Below are 26403 nucleotides of genomic sequence, written 5' to 3'. Positions count from 1 at the left end.
CCGCGGATTGCTCGATGCCTTCGCATAAGCTCTCGACCCCGTGCATATCAAGCGGGATTGTCGGGTTATCCCGCAACTCCATCGTATTGCGGCGGTCGTATTTTTCACAACCGATGCCGGAAGGCGCGGCGACGCGGCGAACCCGGCGCGTCTAGGCTGCGGCCAGATTTCCGGAGCCGCACCGACCAGTCATGCAGACCTATGATTTCATCATCGTCGGCTCCGGCTCGGCCGGTTCGGTGCTTGCCGAAAGACTGTCGGCATCGGGCCGTTTCTCGGTCCTGGTGCTGGAGGCCGGCGGCACCGACCGCCGCTTCTACGTCCAGATGCCGCTCGGCTACGGCAAGACCTTCTTCGACCCGGCCGTCAACTGGAACTATAAAGCGGAGCCCGATCCTGGCCTTGGCGGAAACGCCGACCACTGGCCGCGCGGCAAGCTGCTCGGCGGGTCGAGCTCGATCAACGCCATGGTGTATATCAGGGGGGCGCGCGAGGATTTCGACGCCTGGGCAGCCGCCGGCAATCCAGGTTGGAGCTACGACGACCTGCTCCCCGCCTTCAAGGCGCTGGAGGACAATGAAGCCGGCGCCAACCAGTGGCGCGGTGTCGGCGGCCCGTTGCGCATCACCGATTGCTCGGACGCGGTGCATCCGCTGACGAAGCGCTACCTGGCGGCCGCCCAACAGGCCGGCCTGCCGTTCAATCCGGACTTCAACGGCGCCTCCCAGGAAGGCGTCGGCATCTATCAGATCACCACCAAGGACGGCCGCCGCATGTCGACCGCCCGCGCCTTCCTGCGCCCGGCGATGCGGAGAAAAAATATCCGCGTCGAGACAAACGCGCTGGCGACGAAAATCGTGTTCGAGGGCAAGCGCGCCGTCGGTGTCGAATATCAGCAGAACGGCGAGACCAGGACCGCGCACGCTGGCCGTGAGGTCATCCTGTCCGGCGGCTCCATCAACTCGCCGCAGCTGCTGCAGCTCTCCGGTGTCGGCCCGTCGGCGCTGCTCGGAGACCTCGGCATTCCGCTCATCCACGCCAACGAGAATGTCGGCGCGAACCTGCAGGACCATGTCGGCATCAACTACACGTTCAAGGGCAGGCTGCCGACGCTGAACCAGATCCTGCGCCCCTGGTGGGGCAAGCTCATGGTCGGCATGCAGTACATCCTGTTCCGGTCCGGGCCGCTGTCGCTGTCGATGAACAATGCCGGCGGTTTCTTCCGCACCGACCCGACCCTGGCGCGGCCGAACATGCAGCTCTATTTCCAGGCCTTCTCCACCGTCATTCCGAAGAGCGGTGAGCGCCCGATCCTGACCCCCGACCCGTGGCCCGGCTTCTCGATCGGCCTTTCCAACTGCCGCCCGTCGAGCCGCGGCGAGATCATGATCCGCTCCAAGAACCCGCGCGACTATCCCCGGATCACGCCGCATGCCTATTCGACCAACGCCGATGTCGACGAGATGCTGGCGGCGGTGAAGTTCGTGCGTAAGATCGCCGCGATGCCGGCGATGGCCGAGATCATCGAGGAGGAGGTTTTGCCCGGCCCGTCGATCACGTCGGACGCCGACTTGATTGAGGATTTCAGGAAGCGCTCGGGCACCGTCTACCATCCGGTCTCAACCTGCCGCATGGGACCTGACGCCTCGCGCGCCGTCGTCGATCCGCGCCTCATGGTGCACGGGATTGCCGGCCTGCGCGTCATCGATGCTTCGATCTTTCCCGACAACATCACCGGCAACACCAACGCCGCCTCGATCCTCACCGGATGGAAAGGCGCCGAACTGGTTTTGGAGGATCAGAAATGAAGATCACCGACGTCAAGACCTGGGTTGTCGGCAACCCGCCGCCCGGCATCGGCGGCAAGTATTTCATCTTCGTCAAGCTCACCACCGATGGCGACGTGGTCGGCTATGGCGAGGCCTACAATGCCACCTTCTCCGGCCACGTCACCGCAAGGATGATCGAAGACATGGCCGAGCGTTACCTCATCGGCCGCGACCCGCACGACATCGAGAATCTCTTCCGCCGCATCTATTCCTCCGGCTTCACCCAGCGCCCGGACGTTTCCGGCATGGGCTGCTTCTCGGCGCTCGAAATGGCCTGCTGGGATATCATCGGCAAGGAAGCCGACAAGCCGGTCTACAAATTGCTCGGCGGCCAGGTGCACGAGACGCTGCGCTCCTACACCTACCTCTACCCGCACACTGGCAGCGTCCATTCCGAGGACGCGCGCGGCAAGAATGTCTACAACGACCCGGAGATGGCCGCCGCCTGCGCGCTCGAATATGTCGAGCAGGGCTTCAACGCCGTCAAGCTCGACCCGGCCGGCCCCTACACCGCCTTCGACGGCCACCAGCCGCGCCTAATCGACATCGACCTCTCTGCCCGTATGGTGAAGGCGATCCGCGAGGCCGTCGGAAACAGGGCGGACATCCTGTTCGGCACACATGGCCAATTCACCGCTTCGGGCGCGCTGCGGCTTGCCCGCGCCATCGAGCCCTATGACCCGCTATGGTTCGAGGAGCCGGTGCCGCCCGACATGCCCGAGGTGATGGCGCAGGTGGCGCGCGGTACGTCGATCCCGATTGCCACCGGCGAGCGGCTGACGACCAAGTTCGAGTTCGCTCGCGTCATCGAGAACCGCGCCGCGACCATCTTGCAGCCGGACCTTGGCCGCTCCGGCGGCATACTGGAAACCAAGAAGATCGCCGCCATGGCCGAGGCCTACCACATCCAGGTCGCGCCGCACTGTTATTGCGGGCCGATCGTCGGCGCCGCCAACATCCAGTTGGCCGTGACGCTGTCGAACTTCCTGATCCTGGAATCGCTGAAGCAATGGGACGGTTTTCACGCCACGTTGCTGAAGAAGAAGATCGAGTGGCAGGATGGCAACGTCATCCCGTCGAAGGAGCCCGGCCTCGGCGTCGAGCTCAATGAGGCGGTCTGCGACGCGCATCCCTACAGCGGCAAGGAACTGCATCTGCAGATGATGCAGACGCCGTTGATGCCGTGACCGCGCGGCCCGCTTACGCCTTCATCGGCCTTGGCCATCTTGGCGGCCACCTCGCCGCCAGCCTGGTCCGCGACGGCTTTGCCGTCACCGTCTTCGACCGCGACCCGGCAACCGTCGAGCGTCTGGTTGGGCTCGGCGCCAATGCCGCGAGCAGCCCGGCCGAGGCCGCCGCCCGCGCCGGCAATGCCGTCACCTGCCTGCCCTCGCCCAAGGTCAGCGAGACAGTGCTCGCCGGTCCCGGCGGATTGCTCGAAGGTCTGCCGAAGGACGGCACCTGGATCGAGATGTCGACCAACGGCCGCGACGAGATTGTGCGGCTCGCGGCACTGGCCTCAGCCAGGGGCATCGAGACGCTCGAATGTCCGGTCACCGGCGGCGTGCATCTGGCGGCGGCAGGCAGGATCACGGCCTTGGTCGGTGGTGATGCCGTGCTTTACGAGCGGCACCGGCCGGCCATCGAGGCGATGTGCGCAAAATCCTTCCTGATGGGTCCGATCGGCTCGGCGGCAGTGATCAAGGTCATCACCAACATGCTGGCTTTCATCCATCTTGTCGCCGCCGGCGAGGCGCTGATGCTGGCCAAGCAGGGCGGGCTGGACCTCGCCCAGGCCTACCACGCCATCGTCGCCTCCTCCGGCAACAGCTTCGTCCACGAGACCGAAAGCCAGCTGGTGCTCAACGGATCCTACGATATTGGCTTCACCATGGACCTGGCGCTGAAGGACCTCGGCTTCGCGCTTCGTATGGGCAAGGATTTCGGCGTGCCGCTTGATCTCGCCGCCCGCGTCAACGCGATCTTCGAGCAAGGCAAGGAAGCCTATGGCGGTGGCGCCTGGTCGACGCAGATCGTCAAGCTGCTCGAGGAGGCAGTCGGCACCGATCTGCGCGCGCCCGGATTCCCGTCCAAGCTTGAAATCTGAGGCGGCTAAACTTTACAAGCGATTTCAGCGATTTGGGCGGCTCGCCAGAACAAGGCCGGCAACCGCCTGAATCAGTTTCTCAACGTCTTGATTCAGTATCTGAGCGTCAGCGCTTCGGGCAGGATCTCGAACGTCGCCGGTATCCGGCCCGGCGACTCACCATCTATGTCGACCAGCGCGCCGTTCTTTTCCACATCGCCGAGCGGTTCGACAACCACTTTCTTGCCGCGCAGGATGGTGATCGCCGGATGGTTGCGGTGCCGTCCGCCATAGAGCAGCCGGATGTCCCAGATCAGCCTCAGCTTGCTCGCCGCACGCAGGATTACGATGTCGAAGGCGCCGTCGCCGAGTTCCGCGTCGGGCGCGATCATCATGCCGCCGCCGAAGAACTTTCCGTTGGCCACCGCCACCAGCGCCATCCGCGCTTCGACCGGCCGGCCGTCATCGACAGTGATCCTGACGTCCTGGAAGCGGTAGCGCATGAACTCCACCACGGTGCGCCAGAAGAACAGCGCCTTGGCAGAGACCTTGCCCTTGCGCTTGTCGGCATTGACCGCGCGGTCGGTCGCCCCTGAAAGCCCAAGGCTGGCAATGTTGATAAAATGGCGGCTGGCCAGCGCGCCATGATCGTCGATGTAACAGATGCGCCCGGCATCGATCTTGCGCGGCTTGGCTTCGGCGATGTGCTTCAGCGTGGCATCGATGTCGCGCGGCAGGCCGAGCCCGCGGGCAAAGTCGATGCCGGTGCCGCAGGGCAAGAGGCCGAGCTCGCATACCCGGCCGGTTTCGTCGAATGCCTGCAGCAGCCCGTCCGCCGTTTCGCTGGCCGTTCCATCGCCGCCCGCTGCGATGACCAGGTCGAAGCCGCTGGCGGCGAGGTCGAGCGCCAGCCTTTCGGCATCGCCTTCGGCCTGCGTCTCGCGCAGCTCATAGCCACCAAAATGCTCCTTCAGCGAAGCGCTGACCTCCGGCCAGTGCCGCTTCAGCCGGCCGCCACCGGCAATCGGATTGAGAACCACCCCGACCTTCAAGCAACCTCCCCAAGAGCATGATCCCGAACCGATAGGTCAGCGTAGCAAAAAGTGGGAACCGGTTTTCGGAAAGATCATGCTCCAACAAAGAATTGGATCAGGACGGCGATTCAACGAAACGTCATCCGGATCTAGGAATGTCAGGAGCGCTTGCGCCTGGAATCCTTTGCCGGTATTGAAGCCCGCGCCGCCTTGCGGGGCAAGCGCCGAATGTCCGCCAATACCGGATCATCGCAGATCGCCGCCGCGTTTCGCGCCTCTTTCGTCGGCTGCCCGAAAAAATCCTGCGCCGCCTGGCTTGGTCCCCGATAATCCCGCTATCCACAGGCTGGTGGCGGTTCCCCAAAGCCCTTACCCGGCGTACGTTAAACCCATCTCAGGCGGCTACCGATCGCCCAGCCGAAAGGCAAAGCGGAAAGGCGGATTTCCTGAGGCCCGCACGGTCCGGAACGAGAGCAGGCTTGCCTGTTGGAGGGACGGATGCCGGCGGGGCCGCGGAAAGCGTGCGAACGCCGACGGCGGACCGATGCTGCCATGAAGGCCGGTGAAAACCTTCGATGGCACGCTGGGCGAAGCCCGCAAGGGTGGTGACCGGCGTGGTCTGGAACGGGCGCTGCCCTCGGGTGGCGACTGGCAGGACCGTCAAAATCAAGGCCGGCTTGGCGCGACATCTTTCGGGAGTTGCTGCCGCGACCGTGTCCTGATCTGACAGGGAGGCGCTGGGAGAAATCCCAGCGCCGACTGTTTTTGGGCTCTCTCTTCTTCGCGGCCTCCCGTCTCCGGTCGCCTTGCCGTCCAACCGTGGGCGTCTTTCGTCGGCCATGGACTTGCCCACGTGGCTTTCACCCCACACGCATGGCTGCAACGGGCGCCGGAATCGGCTAACGCTATCCGCTCCCGGCCGACCCGGACACACGCCGGACCGGCCTGACCGTCGCCGTGCGCAAGCTGCATACGGCGCTGCCGGCGCTGATCAAGGCCGGCGCCAGGCTCAAGCACGTCTACGACGGTTGAGGCTTTTCAGTCACAGCCGGAGCCTCGGAAACATTCCGTCACGCACAAATCATAATCGTGGCCAAATCCCGCCTTGTTCCCCGGCGACTGGTCATTTGGGAACGAATCCGAGGACAAGACCGTGATCAAGACCGCCCTTGTCGCCATGACCATCGTCGGCTGCGACTGCGACGCCAAGCTTTGCGAGTATATCGGCGAAACGCCGGCCAAGTGGGCGACGATCGCCGATTGCGAAGCGGCGATGAAAAGCCAGATGCTGCACGAGCGCAACTTCAACTATCCGCTGGTTTCAGGCATCTGCCGCGCCAAGGGTTCGGCGTCTTCCTCCGAGCTCGCCGCGATAGCCTCGAAGCCTGACCTGACGCCCAGGCAGGCCACGGTCGATCCGCTGCCGCCCGAGCTCAGCCACCGGCCCAGCGTCCCCGTCGGCTCGCCGGCCACGGTGGCGGAAACCGAAGCCGCGAAGCCGGTCGCCTATGAAGCGGCGGTCAATGGCGGCAGCGCGGTGCTCTACCGCACCAAGGCCGGCTACGCCGTGGTCAAGACCGATCTCAGCCGCGCCGCGTCCGCGACGGTCGGCATGGCGAAACGGTCGGCGGACTGGCTGGCCGGGATCGTGCCGAGCGGACTTTAAGCAACAAAGCGGGGCGACCCGCTTTTGTTTGATTGGTCCAGCCGCGCTGCCCGCTTCCCAGGGCCCGATCGATCTGGCATAGGACGCACCGCACATCAGGCGCCTGTTCGAAAGTCCCCGCCCTTGCATCCCGCAATTGAAATCATCGGCGCGTTTGCCGCGCTCATCACCACGCTTGGCTGGATTCCGCAGGTCGCCAAGGTGGCGCGCGAGCGCCGCGCCGGCGACATCTCGCTGTTCGCCACCGGCTCCATCGCCACCGGCGTCTTCCTGTGGACGCTTTACGGCCTGCTGATCGGCTCCTGGCCGGTCATCCTCGCCAATGGCGTCACCTTCCTGTTCGTGATCGCCATCCTCGGCATGAAGCTGCGCTTCGGTTGAAAATCAGCACCTGATGCACGATGATCCCGCCTTCCGGGTGGAGGGGTCGTTGCATGAAGTTCTTAGCCCGCGCGGTGCTGTCCCTGATGCTGGCGCTTGCGCCCGTGCATGTTCACGCCCAAGGCGACGACAAGACCGTCATGGTGCGGTCGGACGATCCGGAGATGACGACGGCGATAGAACAGGCGCGAGCCAGCCTGGATGACTTCCTGGCCTTGTCCGAGGCGCCGCCGCCGGGGACCGACAAATTCAAACTGAAGGTGATGATCGTCGATGGCGATGCGACGGAGCATTTCTGGGTCATCCCCTTCAAGCGCACCGCCTCGGGCTTTGCCGGCATTTTGGCCAACGAGCCCGAGATCGTCCAAAATGTCGTCTACGGCCAGTATATCGAATTCTCCCGCGACGACATTTCCGACTGGGGTTACATCAGAGACGGCCATCAGGTCGGCAGCTACACCGTCTGCGTGATGCTGAAGAAGATGTCCGAGCAGGATGCGGATGATTTGCGCAGCAATTACGGCTTCGACTGCTGAGAGCTAACCCGCCGCGTCGTCCGCGGCACCGATCTTGCGCACCAGCGCCGCCGTCGCCAGCATGGCGCCGAGATCTGCGATCATCGGCGCGATATGGGTCTGGTAGTCGATCAGCACGGAGATGTCCGGCAGCTCGAAAAAATTCTTGCTGCGCGGCATGAGCAGGAAGCCGTCACTGCCGTTGAGCGCGATGCGGGCCTGGTCATATGGCCATGTCTCGCCGAGCCAGGTCAGCGCGCTTGCCAGGCGTCCGGTGACCAGCGGCCTCGCCGCCTCGACATTGTCGGTGCGGAACTCGTAGCTGGCGTCGAGTTCCGGCACGCCGCAGGCCAGTTCCTGCAGCTTGCTGGAGAAAATGCCGCGGAAGAAGCCGACCACCTTGCCGGCCTTGCGCGCCGCAACCAACATGCCGGGGAACGGCTCGATGGTCTCGAAGGCGACGATGACGCCCTTGAAGACCGTCTGCTGGCTCTTGCCGGAGCCCTCCGTCAGCTTCGCCTCGTAGAGTTCGAAGGGAAAATCCTCGTAGCGGCCAGATATGATGTCGTCGAAGCTCTGCCGGTTGAACGCCCCGATCGTCTCCCGCGGCAGCCGGTCGAAGGAATTCGGCCGCACGCCATGCTGGTAGCGCACATCGCGGACGAAGCCGAAGATCATCGGCAGAACCGTATCGCGGAACGATTGCTGCAGCCTGGTCGCCGGTCTCACCGCCTGGAAATAAAGCAGCACCGCCGCCCCGAAGCCGCCGACATAGAGGAAGACGTGCGGCGTCGAGAACCATTGCTCGTTGGGGTCGGCGGCCGCGTTGAACAGCCAGGCGACAAGCGCCACGAACAACAGCACCAGGCCGACGAACAGCGGCACCCGCCAGCGGACCTGCCGGTAGGTTGAAGCCCGTTTCGCCTCATAGGCCTCGATGTCTTTCCTGATGCCGGCGATCACCGCCTCGCTCGGCATGAAATCCGCCGCTTCCATCGCCACCCCCGCCGCAGAGACTGTGCATCGTGCGGCCATGATAGCGGCTTTTGCGCAAAAGTCGTCAGACCTCGGCCGGGGTGCCGAAAATCGCCTTCAGCCGGCTCTCGACCTTGCCGCGAATCCCGCTCCCGAGCGCCTCCACGGGGACCAGCCGCTCATGGTCGCCGACGCGCTGCCGCATGAAGGGATGCTGCCGGTAGGCCGCCACGGCGCCGCGCATGCCGAGGTCGACGCCGACGTCGACGACGAGGATGGAGCCGATGCGGCCCGGCCATGGCTGGCGGGAAAAGGCCGTGCCGAGAAAATCGCCGAGCCCGTAGGCGACAAGCGTCTTGCCGATCCGCTCCACCGGCTGCACGACATGGGCATGATGCCCGGCGATCAGCCCGACGCCCTGCCCGGCCAGTTGTCTGGCCAGCAACCGCGTCTCCGGTCTTGGAAAGTGCCGGAACTCCCAACCCCAATGCGGCACTGCGCAGATGAGATCGACGCCCCTGGCCGCATCGCGCGGCCCAAGATCGCTTTGCATCGACACGCGGCTCGCGAACACCCCCGCATCGGCATTGCGCCACTGCGTGAAGGCGAACAGGCCTATGGTCAACGGTCCCGCCGCGAACCGCTCGACCGGCCCCTTCGCGGCCGTGCCGATCGTGCGGATGCCAAGCCGCTCCATCGCCCGAACGGTCTCCTCGAAACCCGTAACGCCCTGGTCGAGCATATGGTTGTTGGCCAACGACAGGACGAGTTTTTCGCGCGCAATGCCGACCGCCGCCAGGGCGTCGGCAAGAAAACGCTCCGTCATCGCATGATGCGTGCCGAGCCTTGTGCCCACGACCGCGCGCGGCCGCTCGACGACGGGGCTTTCGCAATTGCCGACCACCATGTCGGCGGAAGCGAGCAGTGCAGCGATGGCCGGATCGCACTCCGGTGCCCTGCGATTGGCGACAGCCGAGATGTCGCCGATGAAGGCCAGCCTCACCTTCCGCGCCGGCGGCTCGATCAGGGTCGCGGCCTGTGGCGCAAAACCCCGCGCATCGCCGCCAAGCGATGGCCGCAGGAAACGGGGCAGCCAGGACAATTTGTAGGTGAGCGGATAGTTCGACACGCAATGCCCATTCGTTTGCCCTGTGTAAACCGTCTGCCCGGCAGGAGGAAGCAGCAGGCGCAGCGCCGCAAATCCGTGTATTGTCGCCGGACCGGACGGGAGGATCCACCATGAAGCGATTGTCGGGCCTTGCCGCATCAGCCCTGTTTTTGCTCCTGCCGCTTGTCTCTCCTGGCGCCGCTGCCCCGGATCCCGCAGCCCTGTTCGAGGCCAGAACCGTCGCCGACCGCGACAGCGCGCTGGCCGCGCTGGAGACAGCCGCGCCCGGCGATCCAGCATCGGCCTACGCGGCCGGCGCCGGCGAATTCTTCACCGCCCTGGAGATCCTGGGCGGCGGCCTGCATCGCCACGGTTTCGAAAGCCCGCAATCCTTCATGCTGCCCTTGATGCGGCTGCCGGTGCCGGACAATCCCAATCCCGAGCCGCTCACCTACGAGGAGTTCAGGGCCATACTGGTCGCCTTCCGCGACCGGCTGCAGAAATCCGCCGCCATGCTGGGTTCCGTGCCGGCCGAAGCCGATATCGGCATGGCCATCGACCTCACCCGTCTCGGCATCGATCTCAACGAGGACGGCAACATCGCCCCGGACGAGAGCGCCGCCGCGATCATGGCCGCGCTGTCGCGCGGCGGCGCGCCGGACGGGCCGGCGCCGGCGCTGACCTTCCGCTTCGACCACGCCGACGGTTACTGGCTGCAAGGCTATGCCGAGTTCCTGATGGCGCAGGCCGACTTCTGGCTGGCGCATGATTTCAAGACCATGTTCGACGGCTCGTTCCACATGCTGTTCCCGCGCGCCAAACTGCCGCTGCAGGACGTGCTCGTGCCGCCGGACGGCGGCATGAGCGGCTCGATCTTCGCTTCCGAATGGCGCTTCGCCGACTTCATCTCGCTGGTGCATCTGGTCAACTGGCCGGTGGTCGAGCCGGAACGCCGACAGGCCGCGCGCCGCCATCTGCTGGAGATGATCCGGCTGTCGCGCGAGGACTGGAAGGCGATCCGCGCCGAGACCGACAACGACCGCGAATGGCTGCCCGGTCCAAAGCAGATGGGCCCGAACCCGCTCACCGGCCTCGAAGTCGGCGAGGAACAGGTCACGGCCTGGCTCGCCACGCTCGATATGGCCGAGGACCTGCTCGAGGGCCGCGTGCTGCTGCCGCATTTCCGCATCACCGGCAAGGGCATCAACATGAAGCGCTTCTTCGACGAGCCGAAGACGTTCGATCTGGTGCTGTCGATCACCGGCCCGGCGATTGCGCCCTATTTCGAGAGCGGCAGAATCCTGACCAGCGACGACTTCGACCAGATCCAGCGCGAGTTCGGCGGCGCCGGATTCCTGACCTTCGCGCTATGGTTCAATTGAGGGCGGCCCGCCATCGCTCCTGACAGCCTTCTGTCAGCAGCATCGGTGGCGGGTGCGTGCCCAGTCACTCCGCTCTTTCCATTTCGGGCGAGTCCTCCCATATTCGGGCCATGGCCAAACACCCCGACAAGAAGACGCCGCCACCGGCGCTGGACGACCGTGGCGCGCCGAAGCGGCGCCCGCTGACCGAATTCCTCGACGCCGCCGAGTCGCTCGAGCCCGGCGGCTTTGCCGAAGCGCCGCAGGCCGACTTTACTGGCACGCCGCTGACCGGCTCGATTTCCGATTGGGCCGGGCAGATCGAGCGCGAGGCGGAAAAGCAGCCGAAGGCGAAAGCACCCAAGAAGATCCCTGAACGCTCGTCCGCGCCCGGGCGCACGGCGCGCGGCACCTCGATGGGCGGCGCGGCGTCGGCCAAGGAGCGTACGGCCGCGGGGCTCAACCCGGTCGCCGGCCTAGACATCAGCCTGGAGGATGCCGAGTCGATTTCGTCCGGCGGCGTCACCGCCACGGTGGCCGCGCTATCGGCGCTGATCGAGTCCGGCAATCCGCTGCACAAGGACGGCGTGCTGTGGACGCCGCACCGCCCTACCCGGCCGGAAAAGTCGGAAGGCGGCATCGCCATCAAGATGGTGTCGGATTTCGAGCCGGCCGGCGACCAGCCGACGGCCATCAAGGACCTCGTCGAAGGCGTCGACCAGAACGACCGCACCCAGGTGCTGCTCGGCGTTACCGGTTCGGGCAAGACCTTCACCATGGCCAAGGTGATCGAGGAGACGCAGCGCCCTGCCCTGATCCTGGCGCCCAACAAGACGTTGGCCGCCCAGCTCTACGCCGAGTTCAAGAAGTTCTTCCCCGAAAACGCCGTCGAGTATTTCGTCTCCTACTACGACTACTACCAGCCCGAGGCCTATGTGCCCCGGACCGACACCTATATCGAGAAGGAATCCTCGATCAACGAGCAGATCGACCGCATGCGCCACTCGGCGACGCGCTCGCTCTTGGAACGCGACGACGTCATCATCGTCGCTTCGGTCTCCTGTATCTACGGTATCGGCTCGGTCGAGACCTACACGGCGATGACCTTCCAGATGCAGATCGGCGACCGGCTCGACCAGCGCGCCTTGCTCGCCGATCTCGTCGCCCAGCAGTACAAGCGCCAGGACATCAACTTCGTCCGCGGCTCTTTTCGCGTGCGCGGTGACACCATCGAGATCTTCCCGGCTCACTTGGAAGATCGCGCCTGGCGCATCTCCATGTTCGGCGACGAGATCGAGCAGATCACCGAATTCGACCCGCTCACCGGCCAGAAGACCGGCGAGCTGAAAAGCGTCAAGATCTACGCCAACTCGCACTATGTGACGCCGCGCCCGACCTTGAATCAGGCCATCAAGTCGATCAAGGAAGAGCTCAAGCATCGCCTGCAAGAGCTTGAAAAGGCTGGCCGTCTGCTGGAGGCGCAGCGCCTGGAACAGCGCACCCGCTTCGACCTGGAGATGCTGGAGGCGACCGGCTCCTGCGCCGGCATAGAGAACTATTCGCGCTATCTGACCGGCCGCCAGCCGGGCGATCCACCGCCGACGCTGTTCGAATATGTGCCCGACAATGCGCTGATCTTCATCGACGAAAGCCACGTCACCGTGCCGCAGATCGGCGGCATGTATCGCGGCGACTTCCGCCGCAAGGCGACGCTGGCGGAGTACGGCTTCCGCCTGCCGTCCTGCATGGATAACCGACCGCTGCGCTTCGAGGAATGGGACGCCATGCGTCCCCTTTCCGTCGCCGTTTCGGCAACGCCCGGCGGCTGGGAGCTCGAGCAATCCGGCGGCGTCTTCGCCGAGCAGGTCATCCGACCGACCGGCCTGATCGACCCGCCGGTCGAGGTGCGCCCGGCCAAGAGTCAGGTCGACGACGTCGTCGGCGAGATCCGCGAGACGACCAAGGCCGGCTACCGCACGCTGGTCACCGTGCTCACCAAGCGCATGGCAGAGGACTTGACCGAATATCTGCACGAGAACGGCATTCGCGTCCGCTACATGCATTCCGACATCGACACGCTGGAGCGCATCGAGATCCTGCGCGACCTGCGCCTCGGGGCCTTCGACGTGCTGGTTGGCATCAACCTTCTGCGCGAGGGTCTCGACATTCCCGAATGCGGCTTCGTCGCCATCCTCGATGCCGACAAGGAAGGGTTCCTCCGTTCGGAAACCTCGCTGATCCAGACCATCGGCCGCGCCGCCCGCAACGTCGACGGCAAGGTCATCCTCTACGCCGACCAGATCACCGGCTCGATGGAGCGGGCGATGGCCGAGACCAACCGTCGCCGCGAGAAGCAGATGGAGTGGAACGCGGCCAACGGCATCACGCCGGAATCGGTCAAGTCGCGCATCGCCGACATCCTCGACTCCGTCTACGAGAAGGACCACGTCCGCGCTGACATCTCGCAGTTCACCGACGATGCCGGTGCGATGATGGGCAACAACCTGAAAACCCATCTCGAGGCGCTCGACAAGCAGATGCGCGACGCCGCCGCCAATCTCGATTTCGAGAAGGCCGCTCGCGTCCGCGACGAGATCAAGCGGCTGCGCGAGATGGAGCTTGCCATCTCCGACGATCCTCTGGCGCGCGAGGTGGAAAGCCAGAGCCCGGCCTCGGGCCGCGAAAAGGGCAAGCACAACAAGGGCGTGGCGAAACATCGTACCGCGGAGGAACAGGAACGTTTCCGCAGGCTCGACGAAACACGTGCCGCCGAAGAGGCGGCCAAGGCTGCCCGCCCCAACATGTTCCGCAAGCCGCATCTCGACGAGATGGGCGCCGACGGCGCCGTACCGGTGAAGAAGCCGCTCTTCGCCAAGCCGTCGATCGACGACATGGGTCCCGGCACCGACATGCCGACACCGGCCGGCGCGGTGTCTCGCTCGCTGTTCAAGAAGCAGTCGGCGCAGGAAGCGCATGGCTCCGATTTCGGCATCCCCGGCGAGCCCACCAAACCTCTGTTCAAGAAGAACTCGCTCGACGAGATGACAGTGCGGCGGACCGAAAAGCCCGTCGAAGGAAAAGTGCCGGCGAAACCAAAGCCAATCTCCCCCCATGTGGAGGAGATGTCCGGCAGGACAGAGGGGGGCGCGAAGGAACGCGACGATTCCCCTAAACCAATCGTTCGCCAGCGCGCCGGCATCGGCTCCTACGAAGATCCGGGCGACGAGCGCCGCCAGAATCGGAGACCGAGCAAGACTGGGCGGCCGGGACGGTAGGCCGAGTGGCATGGCATCAGCGCCGCCCCTAACCCGTCTGGCGGCGGCTCTCCTCGCAAACGGGGAGAGGCCGCATCGATTTATGTTGTCGACTTCACGCTAACCAGCCCGACATTGACGCGCGTGCTTGAAGCATTGGATCCCGATGTCGTCGGCAACGCAGCTAGACAACACTTGGAAGGGAGGGAAATTCCGACCGAAAGCGTTGCCAATACACCAATCTGTTTTCCCCTTCGGTAAGTTTGCCCAGTACTTCGCCAATTGCGACTTTCGTATTTTTTCCTCTTTAAGACAATTGCGAAGGTTCTCCGATTTCACATCTCGATTTTTCAAATAGCAGTAATAGTCACTTTTGAGGGCTGAAAAGGCGGCATCCACAGTTGGCTCGCCGGGGCTGCAAAATACGCGACCGTCGAGGCAGGCCTTCCCCAAGGCGGAGGCCACAAAAGAGCTAACTGTACCATATGTTTGAAATTGCACCACTGTTATATACTTCTTCAATAGATCGCTTTCGCGTCGTTCAACGAGGTGCCAATAGGGTTGAATTGTGGCTCTCATTGTTTTTTCAAACACGAGGCACTTGTCCTTCTCCACCTGCTGCTCCGTCTTGTCGAGCATTTTCGACACTAAGGCCGTGCAAGCCTTCCGTGTCCAAATCTGGAAAAGGCAACTGCTCCGCAGCGTTGGCGAATTGCGAAGTCAGCAAAGTTGTCGCAAGAAAAAGGATTCGCACCATGCCCACCTGTATGCCCTCCGTAGATCGCACCCAGCTTGGAGTGAGGAAGCAATAGTGTCAAAAGGGAAAATATCCAAGAAGCGATATCCCTGGAGGTTGCTAGCGCAACGCGTCTGACCCATTGGTGCGGATCAAGTCCATCACAGTTCTCCTTTCATTGCGGTTGTGCGCCAAGGCAAGGATATCGTGCAAAAGGCACTCCCTTGCTACCATCCCCACCTTGGTGTAATCGCTCCACGTCACTCAAACGTCTCGAAAGGAGGGCTGCGTGTTTATCGATCACCATCGTCAGCGTGGCCCGATTTCTGCCCTGCGAGCTTGCTTGCAGGGCTGACCAGGACGGTCCGGGAACTTCCCGCTTCGATTTTTGGTCTGCCCTTCGTGGTGCCGCTGAGCTTGGCCTGATGGCCGGTCCGCGCACCGTCAAAGTGCATCAGCCGGACACCGGCAAGACCAGAGAAATCGACATGGCCCTGATCAGCCTCAAATCGCTCGGCGTCACCATGAGTGCGCCGCTCTTCTCCAACCTCGACCTCAGCATCGGCGCGGGCGACCGGCTCGGCATCGTCGCCGCCAACGGCCGCGGCAAATCCACTTTGCTCAAATGCCTGACCGGCGAAATGGAGGCCACCTCCGGCGACATCACCCGCACGCGCGGCCTGCGTGTCGGCCATGTCGAGCAATCCGTCCCCGACACGCTTCTCGACCGCAGCTTCCATCAGGTGGTGGCCGATGCCTTGTCGCCCGAGCAGGCCGATAGCGAGTTGTGGCGGGTAGACATCGTTCTTGATTCCCTCGACGTGCCGGAAGAGATGCGCGGCCGGCCGATGCGCGCGCTCAGCGGCGGCTGGCAAAGGCTGGCGCTGATCGCCCGCGTCTGGGTCACCGATCCGGACGTGCTTCTGCTCGACGAGCCGACCAACCATCTCGACCTGGCGAAAATCGGCCAGCTGGAAAACTGGCTCATCGGACTGCCGCGCGAGGTGCCGGTGGTGATTGCCAGCCACGACCGCGCCTTCCTCGATGCCACCACCAACCGCACGCTGTTCCTGCGCCCGGAGCAGTCGCGGGTGTTCCCGCTGCCCTATTCGCGGGCGCGCGAGGCGCTCGATGAGGTCGATGCCTCGACGGCGCGCAAGTTCGAGCGCGACATGAAGGTCGCCCAGCAACTCCGCCGCCAGGCGGCCAAGCTCAACAACATCGGCATCAATTCGGGCAGCGACCTGCTAACCGTCAAGACCAAGCAGCTCAACCAGCGGGCGGAGAAGCTGGAAGACGCGGCCCAGCCGGCGCATCGCGAGCGCTCGGCGGGCGCGCTCAGGCTCGCCAACAGCGGCACGCACGCCAAGGTCTTGATCACGCTCGACGACGTGGCCGTGGAAACGCCCGACGGCACGCTGCTGTTCCGGACCGGCAAGCGCCACATCTGCCAGGGCGACCGCATCGTGCTGCTCGGCCGCAACGGCGTCGGCAAGTCGCGCTTCGTCACCCTGCTCCGCAACGCCGTCACCGAGCCGGAAAGCGCGCGCAACGTGAAGGTGACGCCGTCGACGGTACTCGGCTACAGCGACCAGGCTCTGTCGGGCATGAGCGGCGACGACACGCCGCTGGCGATGGTGACGCGCAGATTCGACATCGGCGAGCAGCGCGCCCGCTCGCTGCTCGCCGGCGCCGGCGTCGCAATTGACATGCAGGCGCGCCGGATCGGGCTCTTGTCGGGCGGGCAGAAGGCGCGGCTGGTGATGCTGGCGCTCAGGCTTGCCAATCCCAATTTCTACCTGCTCGACGAGCCTACCAACCACCTCGACATCGATGGCCAAGAAGCCTTGGAAACGGAACTGCTAGCGCATCAGGCGAGCTGCGTTCTCGCCTCGCACGACCGCGCCTTCATCCGCGCCGTCGGCAACCGCTTCTGGCCGATCGAGAAGCGGCGGCTGACCGAGGTCGACGACCCCGAGGATTTTTTCCGAGCGGCCGCCGAAACGGGCGGTTGAGGTAGCTCGACAAAAAAGTCCCGACGACCTGTCGGATCGCCGGGATGCGCCACGTCCTTGGGATGCCGACACGATAATGCCGGCATCAACCAGGGAGAATTCATCATGTCGGTCCTGTCATCCATCGGTCGCATCGCAACCCGGTACGCGGCGGCGCGCGCCCGCTACCGCAGCGAGCGTATCTTGCTTTCGCTGCCTGCCGAACTGCGCAAGGACATCGGCGTTCCGGAAATCTTCGACGTGCAGAACAGCCGTCGCGCCCGCGCGGCAACCTGCTCGGCCAGGGTGATTTGACGGGCGACCAGCCCGGCGCGGTTTCGGCGGTTCTAAAAAAATCCGAGACCCGTGTAGGATCGCGGCCGCCTCGTTCGTCCTGTGGTTCGCAAGGTCAGACCAAAACGCAAAGAGGAGCAAGCTATGACCGACCAGACCCCCGTTCAGCCGGCAGCGAAAGTGCTCGGCGGATTGACCCCCTATCTGCAGCTCGACGGCGCCTTCAAGGCTGCCGAATTCTACAAGAAGGCTTTTGGCGCCGAGCAGGTGTTCTTCTATCCGCCGGATGAGCAGGGCCGCACCATGCACATCCATCTCCACATCAACGGCTCGACGCTGATGATCTCCGACTTCTATCCCGAGCACGGCATGTCGCCCGTGAAGCCGCAGGGCTACACGATGCAGCTCCATCTCGGCAGCGACGACATCGAGGCCTGGTGGAAGCGCGCCGTCGACGCCGGCTGCGAGGTCGTCATGCCGCTGCAGGTGATGTTCTGGGGCGACCAGTGGGGCAACATGCGCGATCCGTTCGGTGTCGAATCGAATGGGCGATGAACGCGCCTGTCAAGAAGGCATAGGAGAAGCACGATGTCCTATGTCGATGGTTTCGTTCTCGCCGTCCCCAAGGCAAATCTCGACGCCTACAAGAAGATGGCTGGGCAAGCAGGCGCCATCTGGATGGAGTACGGCGCGCTTTCCTATGTCGAATGCATCGGCGACGACGTGCCCTATGGCGAGCTCACCTCGTTCCCGCGCGCCGTGCAGGCCAAGGATGACGAGGTCGTCGTCTTTGCATGGGTTGTCTACGAGTCGCGAAAACGGCGCGACGAAGTGATGGCGAAGATAATGGTCGACGAGCGGCTGAAGGCCGATTGGCCGACAATGCCGTTCGACGGCAAGCGCATGATCTTTGGCGGCTTCCAGACGTTCATCGAGCTTTGAGCCATCGCTTCGTCATACTATGGCGGAGCAAGGAGCGAAGCGACGCGGCGCAGACCATAGTATCCATGCCGTGACCTAAAGGCGCTGCAACGGTGCAGAATTCTGCTCCGCTGCATCCTTCGATCGAGGTCACGGAATGGATCCTAGGGTCTTCGCGACGGAGCTGTGCTCCTGCTTCGCCCTAGGATGACGAAGCTGAGATGCTTCGGCCGGTGACCAGCACGCTACGCCAGCCTGTCCAGCAGCGGCTTCAGCCTGTCCCCATAACGCTTCCACAGGTCGACCGAGCCCTGATACATCGGCTGGCGCACCTGCGCGGCCGAGGCCGTGCGCACCGGACGGTCAGTCTCGTGGAAGGACAGCACCTTGTCGTCCCAGGGCAGGCCGAGATGCGCCATCAGTGCCCGCGTCTGCCCTTCCTGGTCGGCAACGAAATCTTCATAGCGCACATCGTGCACGACGCCGGGCAGCACGTTGCGCCAATGCGCCATGATGTCAGTGTAGAGATTGTGGAAGTCGGCGAGCTCGCCGAGATCATAGCCGTAGCGGTGGCTGTCGCCGCGGAAATGCACCTTGTAGATCGACAGGCAGGTCGCCGCCGCGTCGCGCGCGCAATGGATGATCTTCGCATGCGGCAGCATCAGATGGATGAAGCCGACCAGCAGGAAGTTGCCGGGCATCTTGTCGGTGACATGCCTGAAGCCCGAATAGCGGGCATGCAGCATGTCGAGATAGGCCTCGCCGGCCTCGGCAAAGGCCTTGTCGGGCATGTCGGCGATGCCTTGCGGAAAGCCGCCCTTCATGGTGAGCGGGAACTGCTTGCCGACCGCTGTCTTCAGGATGCTGAGCTCGCCCGCGCCATAGACCTGCGGATGGCTGGCGATGATCTGCTCGACCAGCGTGGTGCCGGAACGCGGCATGCCAACGACGAAGATCGGCGTGTCGTCGGCGATCGAACTTGGCTTGTGCTTTTCGAAGAACGCCTTGTCGAAGGTCGCCTTCATCGCCTCGAATTCGTCGCGCGTCCTCGCCGGGTCGTACTCGATGCCAGTGCGGCGGATGGCGTTGCCCTCGGCGAAATAGTCGAAGGCGCGGGGATAGTCCTTGAGGTCGTCATTGGCCTTGCCGAGGCCGAAGGAGAGCTGCATGCGCGCCAGGCTTCCCTGCGGCGCCTTGGCGTGCTGCGCCTCCATGCCGGCGAGTTCGGCGTCGCGCTCGGTCTGCCGCTTGACCTGGGTCAGCAGCAGCCAGGCCCTTGCCATGGCGGGATCGATCGCCAGCGCCTGCCGGGCAAGGCTGGAGGCCTCATCCAGCTTGCCCTTCTCCATCATCCCGACGCCCAGCCCGTATAGCAAGTCGGCGTCCTTCGGCCGGATCGTCAGCGCCTCGCGGAACACCGCGATCGCCTCGTCCAGCCGTCCCGCCTCCTGCAGCGTCTCGGCAAGGCCGATGCGGGCGCGCACATGAAACGGGTTGCGCCCGATAGTGCCGCGATAGATGTCTTCGGCGCCCTCGAACTGGCCGAGTTGCTTCAGTGCCGAGCCGAGATTGTCGCGCGCCGCCAACTGGTCCGGCCGCAACGTCACCGCCTTGCGGAAATAATCGACGGCGGCCGCGACGCGGCCGAGGTCGCGCAGCACGGTGCCGAGATTGTTGAGGAAATCGGGATTACCGGGCTGCAGACGCACCGACTGCTCGATCAGCGCCAGCCCGTCGGCGCTGCGTCCGGTCTGGTGCAGCAACAGTCCCAGGAAATGCGCGGCGGCGGCATGGTTCGCCTTCTGCGCCAGCACCTGCCGGTACAGGATCTCCGCCTCTTGCCGGCGGCCGGCCTGATGCAGTTGCAGCGCCTGCTGCACGCGCTGATCGAGCCCCAGCGTCTGCCCGCCAGGGCCGGAAACCGCGCCTCGTCTTGGATCTCTGGTGATGGGAAACCTGCCGTGTTTGTCCGCTTGCCGGACCTAAGCCATGCGGCCGGCAGTTTCAAGACGCATCGGCTTCGCCGGTCACTGATGAAATTGCCCATCTCCTTGGCAAAGGGAGTCAGGCAGGACCTCGCCGCCCGGGACGGCGGGGTTCTATGTTCTCAGCACGGACCGTCGTCGATGATGCGATAGTCCGCCGCGCGGGCCTCGCAGGCATTCGGGAAAGTGCGCAGTTGCCCGCCTCGACGGGCACAGACCGGAGCGTATTCGCGGGTGCAGAATGTCGGCTCGTCGCCACCGCCGCCGTCGCGGCATGGGCCATCGCGCACGATGCGGTATCCGGCCCGATCGGCAAGGCAGGCATTGGCGAAGGTCTGGCGGTCGCCGCCGCGGCGGGCGCAGACCGGCTCATACTCCCTGGTGCAGAATTGCGGCTCCGGCCTTGGCGGCCGCGGGCGCGGTCCCGGTCCTTCGTCCACCACCACCGTGCATGCCGCAAGCAGTGCCGACAGGAACAGGAGAGCAAAGCCCTGTCGCGAGAAAAGCGTCGTAAGGAATTTCATCAATGCCTCCCGGCGCACGACCCCGAAGATCACGCGCAAAATCATAGTGCAATGGACCCGCTCCCGCGCAAAACACGCTTGCCGATCCTCGCCATTCCTCTGACAAATGCAACCCCCGTTTGCGGACGACATGGCGCTGCCGCTGGCGCCATTCGGCTGTCCGCGAGGGGCCGCTGGCCCATGCGTGGCCCGGCTCTGGCCGATGACCGGGCATGGCGCCGGGTCTATCGAAGTGCTGCGTCGGCGCGCTCATCGGGCCCACCCGCGGCGCTGTCTTGCAACCATCACGTTTCCGTGCGATAAATTCCGTGTTCGGGCATTTGCGACCCGGAGAGCGGAACGTTTTGGACGACCTTTCCCCGATAATGTGAATCTCTGACGGCCCCGTTTTTCGGCGGGGGGTTTGACCATGCGCCAATGCATGACTGCCGAAGCAACCACCGGGACATGCCCAAGGCGCCAGCGGCGGGCAAACCATATTAAGACTGACACGGGTGAGAGGAGTTTCCCCCAATGGCCCAGACCGGCACCGTAAAGTTCTTCAACGCCACCAAAGGCTTCGGCTTCATCACGCCTGACGGCGGCGCCAAGGATGTGTTCGTCCACATCTCGGCGATCGAGGCTTCGGGCCTGCGCACGCTGGTCGATGGCCAGAAGGTCACCTTCGACGTCGAGCCCGACCGCATGGGCAAGGGTCCGAAGGCGGTCAATCTCCGCGCCGCCTGATCGATTGGCCTAAGCATCGGCCTGCGCGGAGGAGCGACGGGCGCTGCAAAGGTCGTGAACCGGCTTCCGAGCCGTAGCTGAATTCTCCTAGGCGCGACGGGCCACCGTCGCGCCTTTTCCATGCCTGACGCAAGACATCCGAAGGGTGCCGCGCATTTGAGCTAACAGCCTGCATCAAAACAATAATTCAAATCGCGGCGCGCAAAGCGCGGCGGACGCAACACGCTCTCGAAATGCCTGCCATGCGGCGCAAAAACTTTCTCTTGCCGATAGCGCTAAAATAAAGGACAAATTTCCACTCGGGCATTTGCCGGCCCGAGACTGACTTTATGGGATCAAAGGAGCTTCCCATGCCGCAGACCGGCACCGTCAAGTTCTTCAATCATGCCAAAGGCTTCGGCTTCATCACGCCGGACGATGGCGCGAAGGATGTCTTCGTCCATATTTCGGCCGTGCAGGCGTCGGGTCTTCCCGGTCTTGAGGATGGGCAGAAAGTGACATTCGACACCGAGCCGGACAAGCGCGGCAAGGGTCCGAAGGCCGTCAACCTGTCGATCGGCTAAGCCGGTTCAGGACAGACCTGGCGGAGACTGATGAGGCGGGTCCGCTCTCGCCGGGTCTATGGTTTTGCGCAAGCAATCGAAATGTCAGGCCGGATTTCGTTCAGCCTCCGTTCAGCCACGGTCTCTTATTAACCTTTGCTAAAGCCGGTCCGCATCCCCCCGAAAATACACGGGCCGGCGCGAAGGAGACCGAAATGAACCGAATTCTCAAGACCGCCATTCTGTCCACGGGCATCGCCGCGACCATATTGGCCACCTTGCCGGCGGCCAATGCCGATGACTGGCGCTGGCGCCGTCACCATCACAACCACAACGACGCCCTCGCCGCCGGCGTCGTCGGCCTTGCTGCCGGCGCCCTGATCGCCGGCGCGTTGAGCAACCCGCAGCCTCGCTACAACAGCTATTACGAGCCGGGCTACGACGACTATGACTACCGCTATGTGCAGCCGGCTCCGGTTCGCCGCTATTATGCGCAGCCGCGCGTCGTCTATGCCGACCGCTATGCGGAACCGTGGACCCGTGCCTGGTACGAATATTGCTCGGACCGCTATCGCACCTTCAATTCCCGCACCGGTACCTTCACCGGCAATGATGGCGAGCAGCACTTCTGCGTCGCCAACTGAGGCTTCCCTGCCCCTAACAAGAAAGCGCTGACCGCAAGGCCAGCGCTTTTTGTTTGGGGCTCCTTTAGGCGCTCACCCAGGGTGTGTTGAGATTCAGGTCAGGCCGAGCCGAGAGCGATGGGTTCCGAGAACCGGAGCGGAGCGTACTCAAAGTACGTGAGCACCGGAAGCGCAGGAACCCACCGCTCGCAGGCCGGCCTCACCTGAATATCGACACACCCTAGGTCAGGAACGGATTGGTGCGGCGCTCCTCGCCGAAGCGGCCTCCGGGGCCGTGGCCGCAGATGAAGCCAATGTCGTCGCCGAGCGGCAAGAGCTTTTCCTTGATCGAGGCGATCAGCGCGGCGTGGTCACCGCCGGGCAGGTCGGTGCGCCCGACCGAGCCGCGAAACAGCACGTCGCCGACATGGGCGAACTTCGCCGCGCGATTATAGTAGACGACATGGCCCGGCGCGTGCCCGGGGCAATGCAGGACCTCGAACACGTGGTTTCCGAACGACACGGTCTCGCCTTCGGTGAGAAACCGGTCGGGCACGCAGTTGCGCACCGCGTCGGTGACGCCGAAGCGCTTGGCCTGGTTCTCGAGGTTGGCGAGCAGCGGCCGGTCGGCCTCGTGCGGGCCGATGATGTCGACGCCGAGCGCCTCCTTCAACTCCATCGCGCCGCCGGCATGGTCGATATGGCCATGCGTGATCCAGATCGCGCCGGCCCTGATGTCATTGTCCTTCAGCACCGACAGCACCTTGTCGATGTCGCCGCCGGGATCGACGACCACACCTTGTCTGTCGTCCATGTCGAAGAGAATCGTGCAGTTCTGCTGGAAGGGCGTGACCGGCACGATGCCGGCATTGAGCTGACCCATGATTGTCCTTTCGCTGTGTCTTCCCCGATGTAGAGAGACTGACGAACGGCGTCCACCGCTTGCCAAACGAAAATGGGCGGCCGCAGCCGCCCACGCGAAACCCGGGGATTTCGGGCCTTTACTTCTTCATCGCGTTCAGGACCGCGCCGATGATGCCGGTCAGGATGGCGCCGCCGCCGGCACCGCCGAGGATGTTCTTCAGGTCAATCGCACTTCCGATTCCACCCGCCGCGGCTGCCGGGTCGACAGCGCCACCGCCGAGCAGGCTGCCGAGGATGGCCGCGCCGCCGACGCCGCCGATCGCGCCACCGAGGATTTTGGTTAGCTGTCCCATCGCCGCCTGCTTCAGCGCAACGCCTACTGCCTGACCACCGATAACACCCGCAATCACCTGCACAATGATCGCAACGAGCGTGTTCGTATCCATGTTAACAGTCCCTCCATAACTGCCAGCCTCCTCGGGCCGACGTCATCATGAGACGCTGAATTGGATGAAAGTCAAATGCACCGAGGCTTAAATAAAAGGGGCGGCCAGAAAACCGCCCCTGTAAGACAAAAAAGCTGTGACTTATCGCTATTCTGCGGCGATAGCATGCTTTGGTTGCACTGCAGCAGAATAATCATTCATCAATGTCTTGGCGATCTCGCCAACCTCGAATCGGTATGGACCGATCTCCGAAACCGGCGTCACTTCAGCTGCCGTGCCGGTAAGGAAGCATTGTTCGAAGCCTTCGAGCTCTTCCGGCATGATGGCGCGCTCGATCACTTCCAGGCCGCGCTCCTTGGCGAGGCCGATGACCGTGCGGCGGGTGATGCCGTCGAGGAAGCAGTCGGGCTTCGGGGTGTGGATCTTGCCGTCCTTGACGAAGAAGATGTTGGCGCCGGTCGCCTCGGCGACCTGGCCGCGCCAGTCGAGCATCATGGCGTCGGCATAACCTTTTGCCTCGGCCGCGTGTTTGGAGAGTGTGCAGATCATGTAGAGGCCGGCGGCCTTCGAGTTGGACGGCGCGGTGCGTGGATCGGGCCGGCGCCATTCGGCGATGTCGAGGCGGATGCCCTTCAGTTTCTGCGCTGGATCGAAGTAGCTCGGCCACTGCCAGATGGCGATGGCGCAGTTGATGCGGTTGTTCTGCGCCGAAACCCCCATCTGCTCGCTGCCGCGCCAGGCGATCGGACGCACATAGGCGTCCTGGAATCCCTGCTTCTTCAAAAGCGTGCGGCAGGCGTCATCGAGCTCTGCGACCGTATAGGGGATCTTGAAGCCGAGCAGGCGCGCCGATTCATGCAGGCGCTCGGTGTGCTCGGTGAGCTTGAAGATCGCGCCGCCATAGGCGCGCTCACCCTCGAACACAGCACTGGCATAGTGCAGGCCATGGGTCAGCACATGAATCTTGGCGTCGGCCCACGCGACGAACTCGCCGTTCATCCAGATGAAGCCGTCCAGTTGGTCGAAAGGAACGGATGCCATGGAAACCTCCCGCGGGCGCAAACCCGCACATCGTTGTCGTATAGCCGCGGCACGCGGCCGGTGTCCGGAAGCGTAGGCGGATATCAAATGTATGGCAAACTCAGGAAGTTCCGGAAAAACGGGCTCCCCTTGCCTTTTCGTTCGCAATCCGCCGAAAAGCTTGTCAAAAATTACCATTGCCGGGAAATTACGTCAATAGTACTGACATAATTCCCGTTCGCATGGAGACGAGATGACGGATCAAAGCCACGCCGCCGGAAAACCGATCAGGACCGCGATCACCGACGAGGACGGCATCGACTTCGCCATCATCGAATTGCTTTTCTTTGCCTATCGCGACTTCACCTCCGATCCGGACCAGATACTGGCCGACTATGGCTTCGGCCGCGCCCATCACCGTGTCCTGCATTTCGTCAACCGCAGGCCGGGGCTGACGGTCGCCGAATTGCTCGACGTGCTCAAGATCACCAAGCAGAGCCTGGCGCGCGTGCTCAAGCAGTTGATCGACACCGACCATATCGTCCAGTTGCAGGGTCCGCGCGATCGCCGCCAGCGCGAACTTTACCCGACCGCCAAGGGCCGCGCCCTGGCATTGGCGCTGGCGCGGCCACAGTCACGCCGCATCCGTGCTGCATTGGAGGATTCCGGAGCCGCCGACCGCGCCTCGATCGAACGTTTCCTCGAAGCGATGGTCAATCCGGAACTAAGAGCGCAGATCGACATTGTGCCTGCGAAAATATCGGGGAAAAGCCATGGAGACCATTGAGAGGGTTGATCATCCGACAGCACCGGACGATGACGCGCCGCATCTGCTTGTGGTCGATGACGACACCCGTATCCGCAACCTGCTCAAGCAATACCTGTCCGAAAACGGCTTCCGCGTCACCGTCGCCGGCAATTCCGGCGAGGCCCGGCGCAAGCTTGCCGGCCTCGATTTCGACCTGCTCGTGCTTGACGTGATGATGCCGGGCGAAACCGGTGTCGACCTCACCAAGGCGCTGCGGGCGGAAAAGAACGTTCCGATCCTCATGCTGACGGCGCTCTCCGAGACCGACAGCCGCATCACCGGTTTGGAGGCTGGCGCCGACGACTACCTGCCGAAGCCATTCGACCCGCGCGAGCTGATCCTGCGCATCAACAACATCCTGCGCCGTGGCGGCCCGGTGGCGACTCCCAAGGTCGAGCAGCTGGTATTCGGCCCCTACACCTTCCAGATCGCCAGACGCGAGCTGAAGCGCGGCGGCGAGGCGCTGAAGCTGACCGACCGCGAGCAGGAGATCCTGGCGATCTTTGCCGCGCGCGCGGGCGAGACCATTCCGCGCCATGAACTGGTCGGTGACGAGTCCGACGTCGGCGAGCGCACCATCGATGTCCAGATCAATCGCTTGCGCCGCAAGATCGAGCGCGATCCGTCCAACCCGGTCTGGCTGCAGACGGTGCGCGGTATTGGGTATCGGCTCAGCGTGGAATAGAATATTCCTGAGGCCCTTGCTGAACG

The 26403-nt window shown here is 63.8% G+C and carries 27 protein-coding genes and 1 pseudogene; 19 read left to right on the top strand and 9 right to left on the bottom strand.

Annotated features, from left to right (window positions below):
- The first annotated feature begins 191 nt into the window (after positions 1 to 191).
- The 3 genes from EJ073_RS29480 to EJ073_RS29470 are packed head-to-tail and all read left to right on the top strand — an operon-like array spanning position 192 to position 3936.
- Entirely contained in the window at positions 192 to 1808 is a 1617-nt protein-coding gene (locus EJ073_RS29480) for a GMC family oxidoreductase N-terminal domain-containing protein (RefSeq protein ID WP_126058718.1), read from the top strand.
- The gene (locus tag EJ073_RS29475; protein WP_126058717.1) at positions 1805 to 3016 is read left to right on the top strand and encodes a mandelate racemase/muconate lactonizing enzyme family protein; all 1212 of its coding nucleotides are present in this window, start codon (positions 1805 to 1807) and stop codon (positions 3014 to 3016) included. Before EJ073_RS29480 ends, EJ073_RS29475 begins: the two co-directional genes overlap by 4 nt.
- Complete coding sequence (locus EJ073_RS29470) at positions 3013 to 3936, top strand: NAD(P)-dependent oxidoreductase (protein WP_126058716.1); 924 nt, start codon at positions 3013 to 3015, stop codon at positions 3934 to 3936. The genes EJ073_RS29475 and EJ073_RS29470 overlap by 4 nt, the downstream gene beginning before the upstream one ends.
- Positions 3937 to 4028: 92 nt before the next feature.
- Here the strand turns inward: EJ073_RS29470 and EJ073_RS29465 are convergent, their stop codons facing one another.
- Positions 4029 to 4967 (bottom strand): diacylglycerol kinase family protein, encoded by a 939-nt coding sequence (locus EJ073_RS29465; protein ID WP_126058715.1) that lies wholly within the window; start codon positions 4965 to 4967, stop codon positions 4029 to 4031.
- A gap of 150 nt (positions 4968 to 5117) precedes the next feature.
- Here EJ073_RS29465 and EJ073_RS31800 point away from each other — a divergent pair, with 150 nt between their 5' ends.
- The 5 genes from EJ073_RS31800 to EJ073_RS29450 all read left to right on the top strand — a co-directional run bounded on the left by EJ073_RS31800 (position 5118) and on the right by EJ073_RS29450 (position 7532).
- Positions 5118 to 5279 (top strand): hypothetical protein, encoded by a 162-nt coding sequence (locus EJ073_RS31800; protein ID WP_189347798.1) that lies wholly within the window; start codon positions 5118 to 5120, stop codon positions 5277 to 5279.
- A 232-nt stretch (positions 5280 to 5511) separates the two neighbouring features.
- Positions 5512 to 5676: a hypothetical protein gene (locus EJ073_RS31795; protein WP_189347796.1), complete on the top strand. Its 165-nt coding sequence runs from the start codon at positions 5512 to 5514 to the stop codon at positions 5674 to 5676.
- A 426-nt stretch (positions 5677 to 6102) separates the two neighbouring features.
- On the top strand, positions 6103 to 6615 hold the full coding sequence (locus tag EJ073_RS29460) for a hypothetical protein (RefSeq protein ID WP_126058714.1): 513 nt from the start codon (positions 6103 to 6105) through the stop codon (positions 6613 to 6615).
- 123 nt (positions 6616 to 6738) lie between these two features.
- A complete protein-coding gene (locus EJ073_RS29455; protein WP_126058713.1) occupies positions 6739 to 6996 on the top strand; it encodes a SemiSWEET transporter in 258 nt (85 codons plus the stop codon).
- Positions 6997 to 7049: 53 nt separating this feature from the next.
- On the top strand, positions 7050 to 7532 hold the full coding sequence (locus tag EJ073_RS29450) for a DUF2314 domain-containing protein (RefSeq protein ID WP_126058712.1): 483 nt from the start codon (positions 7050 to 7052) through the stop codon (positions 7530 to 7532).
- Positions 7533 to 7535: 3 nt separating this feature from the next.
- Here EJ073_RS29450 and EJ073_RS29445 read toward each other — a convergent pair whose 3' ends face one another.
- Both EJ073_RS29445 and EJ073_RS29440 read right to left on the bottom strand, forming a co-directional pair.
- Positions 7536 to 8507, bottom strand: a complete 972-nt coding sequence (locus tag EJ073_RS29445) for a DUF3137 domain-containing protein (RefSeq protein ID WP_126058711.1) — start codon at positions 8505 to 8507, stop codon at positions 7536 to 7538.
- A gap of 64 nt (positions 8508 to 8571) precedes the next feature.
- Positions 8572 to 9615 (bottom strand): CapA family protein, encoded by a 1044-nt coding sequence (locus tag EJ073_RS29440; protein WP_126058710.1) that lies wholly within the window; start codon positions 9613 to 9615, stop codon positions 8572 to 8574.
- Between the two features lie 110 nt (positions 9616 to 9725).
- Here EJ073_RS29440 and EJ073_RS29435 point away from each other — a divergent pair, with 110 nt between their 5' ends.
- Entirely contained in the window at positions 9726 to 10976 is a 1251-nt protein-coding gene (locus tag EJ073_RS29435; protein WP_126058709.1) for a hypothetical protein, read from the top strand.
- Between the two features lie 110 nt (positions 10977 to 11086).
- The gene (uvrB, locus tag EJ073_RS29430; protein ID WP_126058708.1) at positions 11087 to 14230 is read left to right on the top strand and encodes an excinuclease ABC subunit UvrB; all 3144 of its coding nucleotides are present in this window, start codon (positions 11087 to 11089) and stop codon (positions 14228 to 14230) included.
- Between the two features lie 99 nt (positions 14231 to 14329).
- Here the strand turns inward: uvrB and EJ073_RS29425 are convergent, their stop codons facing one another.
- The gene (locus tag EJ073_RS29425; RefSeq protein WP_126058707.1) at positions 14330 to 14848 is read right to left on the bottom strand and encodes a hypothetical protein; all 519 of its coding nucleotides are present in this window, start codon (positions 14846 to 14848) and stop codon (positions 14330 to 14332) included.
- 585 nt (positions 14849 to 15433) lie between these two features.
- Here EJ073_RS29425 and EJ073_RS29420 point away from each other — a divergent pair.
- From EJ073_RS29420 to EJ073_RS29405, 4 genes and pseudogenes are all read left to right on the top strand, one after another.
- Positions 15434 to 16960: an ABC-F family ATP-binding cassette domain-containing protein gene (locus tag EJ073_RS29420; RefSeq protein WP_126059385.1), complete on the top strand. Its 1527-nt coding sequence runs from the start codon at positions 15434 to 15436 to the stop codon at positions 16958 to 16960.
- 105 nt (positions 16961 to 17065) lie between these two features.
- Positions 17066 to 17254: a hypothetical protein gene (locus tag EJ073_RS29415; RefSeq protein ID WP_126058706.1), complete on the top strand. Its 189-nt coding sequence runs from the start codon at positions 17066 to 17068 to the stop codon at positions 17252 to 17254.
- 123 nt (positions 17255 to 17377) lie between these two features.
- Positions 17378 to 17811, top strand: a pseudogene (locus EJ073_RS29410) (glyoxalase/bleomycin resistance/extradiol dioxygenase family protein).
- 10 nt (positions 17812 to 17821) lie between these two features.
- Positions 17822 to 18175, top strand: coding sequence for a DUF1428 family protein (locus EJ073_RS29405; RefSeq protein ID WP_126058705.1), 354 nt, complete (start codon positions 17822 to 17824; stop codon positions 18173 to 18175).
- Positions 18176 to 18399: 224 nt separating this feature from the next.
- On the opposite strand, the gene EJ073_RS29400 is transcribed toward EJ073_RS29405, so the two are convergent.
- Both EJ073_RS29400 and EJ073_RS29395 read right to left on the bottom strand, forming a co-directional pair.
- Complete coding sequence (locus EJ073_RS29400) at positions 18400 to 20034, bottom strand: sulfotransferase (RefSeq protein ID WP_126058704.1); 1635 nt, start codon at positions 20032 to 20034, stop codon at positions 18400 to 18402.
- Between the two features lie 227 nt (positions 20035 to 20261).
- On the bottom strand, positions 20262 to 20663 hold the full coding sequence (locus EJ073_RS29395) for a Kazal-type serine protease inhibitor (RefSeq protein WP_126058703.1): 402 nt from the start codon (positions 20661 to 20663) through the stop codon (positions 20262 to 20264).
- 513 nt (positions 20664 to 21176) lie between these two features.
- Here EJ073_RS29395 and EJ073_RS29390 point away from each other — a divergent pair.
- The 3 genes from EJ073_RS29390 to EJ073_RS29380 all read left to right on the top strand — a co-directional run bounded on the left by EJ073_RS29390 (position 21177) and on the right by EJ073_RS29380 (position 22575).
- Entirely contained in the window at positions 21177 to 21389 is a 213-nt protein-coding gene (locus EJ073_RS29390) for a cold-shock protein (protein WP_006202520.1), read from the top strand.
- A 350-nt stretch (positions 21390 to 21739) separates the two neighbouring features.
- Entirely contained in the window at positions 21740 to 21952 is a 213-nt protein-coding gene (locus EJ073_RS29385; protein WP_006202521.1) for a cold-shock protein, read from the top strand.
- 194 nt (positions 21953 to 22146) lie between these two features.
- Entirely contained in the window at positions 22147 to 22575 is a 429-nt protein-coding gene (locus EJ073_RS29380; RefSeq protein ID WP_126058702.1) for a BA14K family protein, read from the top strand.
- Between the two features lie 220 nt (positions 22576 to 22795).
- On the opposite strand, the gene EJ073_RS29375 is transcribed toward EJ073_RS29380, so the two are convergent.
- The 3 genes from EJ073_RS29375 to EJ073_RS29365 form a co-directional block, all read right to left on the bottom strand.
- On the bottom strand, positions 22796 to 23437 hold the full coding sequence (locus EJ073_RS29375; RefSeq protein ID WP_126058701.1) for an MBL fold metallo-hydrolase: 642 nt from the start codon (positions 23435 to 23437) through the stop codon (positions 22796 to 22798).
- Between the two features lie 118 nt (positions 23438 to 23555).
- Complete coding sequence (locus tag EJ073_RS29370) at positions 23556 to 23864, bottom strand: hypothetical protein (protein ID WP_126058700.1); 309 nt, start codon at positions 23862 to 23864, stop codon at positions 23556 to 23558.
- Between the two features lie 147 nt (positions 23865 to 24011).
- On the bottom strand, positions 24012 to 24905 hold the full coding sequence (locus tag EJ073_RS29365; protein ID WP_126058699.1) for a branched-chain amino acid aminotransferase: 894 nt from the start codon (positions 24903 to 24905) through the stop codon (positions 24012 to 24014).
- A 232-nt stretch (positions 24906 to 25137) separates the two neighbouring features.
- On the opposite strand from EJ073_RS29365, the gene EJ073_RS29360 reads away from it, so the two are divergent.
- Both EJ073_RS29360 and EJ073_RS29355 read left to right on the top strand, forming a co-directional pair.
- Positions 25138 to 25671, top strand: coding sequence for a MarR family transcriptional regulator (locus tag EJ073_RS29360; RefSeq protein WP_126058698.1), 534 nt, complete (start codon positions 25138 to 25140; stop codon positions 25669 to 25671).
- A complete protein-coding gene (locus EJ073_RS29355; RefSeq protein WP_126058697.1) occupies positions 25658 to 26377 on the top strand; it encodes a response regulator transcription factor in 720 nt (239 codons plus the stop codon). Before EJ073_RS29360 ends, EJ073_RS29355 begins: the two co-directional genes overlap by 14 nt.
- Positions 26378 to 26403 lie beyond the last annotated feature (26 nt).

This window comes from Mesorhizobium sp. M4B.F.Ca.ET.058.02.1.1, from assembly GCF_003952505.1.
Lineage (GTDB): Bacteria > Pseudomonadota > Alphaproteobacteria > Rhizobiales > Rhizobiaceae > Mesorhizobium.
The sequence above is the reverse complement of the archived record's forward strand: the minus strand, read 5'-3'. Positions and strand labels throughout refer to the sequence as shown.

What these genes read in the sequence shown, in the direction of transcription:
- EJ073_RS29480 (WP_126058718.1), top strand. Translation starts at nt 192, where the DNA reads ATGCAGACCTATGATTTCATCATCGTCGGCTCCGGCTCGGCCGGTTCG.
- EJ073_RS29475 (WP_126058717.1), top strand. Translation starts at nt 1,805, where the DNA reads ATGAAGATCACCGACGTCAAGACCTGGGTTGTCGGCAACCCGCCGCCC.
- EJ073_RS29450 (WP_126058712.1), top strand. Translation starts at nt 7,050, where the DNA reads ATGAAGTTCTTAGCCCGCGCGGTGCTGTCCCTGATGCTGGCGCTTGCG.
- EJ073_RS29445 (WP_126058711.1), bottom strand. Translation starts at nt 8,507, where the DNA reads ATGGAAGCGGCGGATTTCATGCCGAGCGAGGCGGTGATCGCCGGCATC.
- EJ073_RS29435 (WP_126058709.1), top strand. Translation starts at nt 9,726, where the DNA reads ATGAAGCGATTGTCGGGCCTTGCCGCATCAGCCCTGTTTTTGCTCCTG.
- uvrB (WP_126058708.1), top strand. Translation starts at nt 11,087, where the DNA reads ATGGCCAAACACCCCGACAAGAAGACGCCGCCACCGGCGCTGGACGAC.
- EJ073_RS29425 (WP_126058707.1), bottom strand. Translation starts at nt 14,848, where the DNA reads ATGCTCGACAAGACGGAGCAGCAGGTGGAGAAGGACAAGTGCCTCGTG.
- EJ073_RS29420 (WP_126059385.1), top strand. Translation starts at nt 15,434, where the DNA reads ATGGCCCTGATCAGCCTCAAATCGCTCGGCGTCACCATGAGTGCGCCG.
- EJ073_RS29415 (WP_126058706.1), top strand. Translation starts at nt 17,066, where the DNA reads ATGTCGGTCCTGTCATCCATCGGTCGCATCGCAACCCGGTACGCGGCG.
- EJ073_RS29405 (WP_126058705.1), top strand. Translation starts at nt 17,822, where the DNA reads ATGTCCTATGTCGATGGTTTCGTTCTCGCCGTCCCCAAGGCAAATCTC.
- EJ073_RS29395 (WP_126058703.1), bottom strand. Translation starts at nt 20,663, where the DNA reads ATGAAATTCCTTACGACGCTTTTCTCGCGACAGGGCTTTGCTCTCCTG.
- EJ073_RS29390 (WP_006202520.1), top strand. Translation starts at nt 21,177, where the DNA reads ATGGCCCAGACCGGCACCGTAAAGTTCTTCAACGCCACCAAAGGCTTC.
- EJ073_RS29385 (WP_006202521.1), top strand. Translation starts at nt 21,740, where the DNA reads ATGCCGCAGACCGGCACCGTCAAGTTCTTCAATCATGCCAAAGGCTTC.
- EJ073_RS29380 (WP_126058702.1), top strand. Translation starts at nt 22,147, where the DNA reads ATGAACCGAATTCTCAAGACCGCCATTCTGTCCACGGGCATCGCCGCG.
- EJ073_RS29375 (WP_126058701.1), bottom strand. Translation starts at nt 23,437, where the DNA reads ATGGGTCAGCTCAATGCCGGCATCGTGCCGGTCACGCCCTTCCAGCAG.
- EJ073_RS29370 (WP_126058700.1), bottom strand. Translation starts at nt 23,864, where the DNA reads ATGGATACGAACACGCTCGTTGCGATCATTGTGCAGGTGATTGCGGGT.
- EJ073_RS29365 (WP_126058699.1), bottom strand. Translation starts at nt 24,905, where the DNA reads ATGGCATCCGTTCCTTTCGACCAACTGGACGGCTTCATCTGGATGAAC.
- EJ073_RS29360 (WP_126058698.1), top strand. Translation starts at nt 25,138, where the DNA reads ATGACGGATCAAAGCCACGCCGCCGGAAAACCGATCAGGACCGCGATC.
- EJ073_RS29355 (WP_126058697.1), top strand. Translation starts at nt 25,658, where the DNA reads ATGGAGACCATTGAGAGGGTTGATCATCCGACAGCACCGGACGATGAC.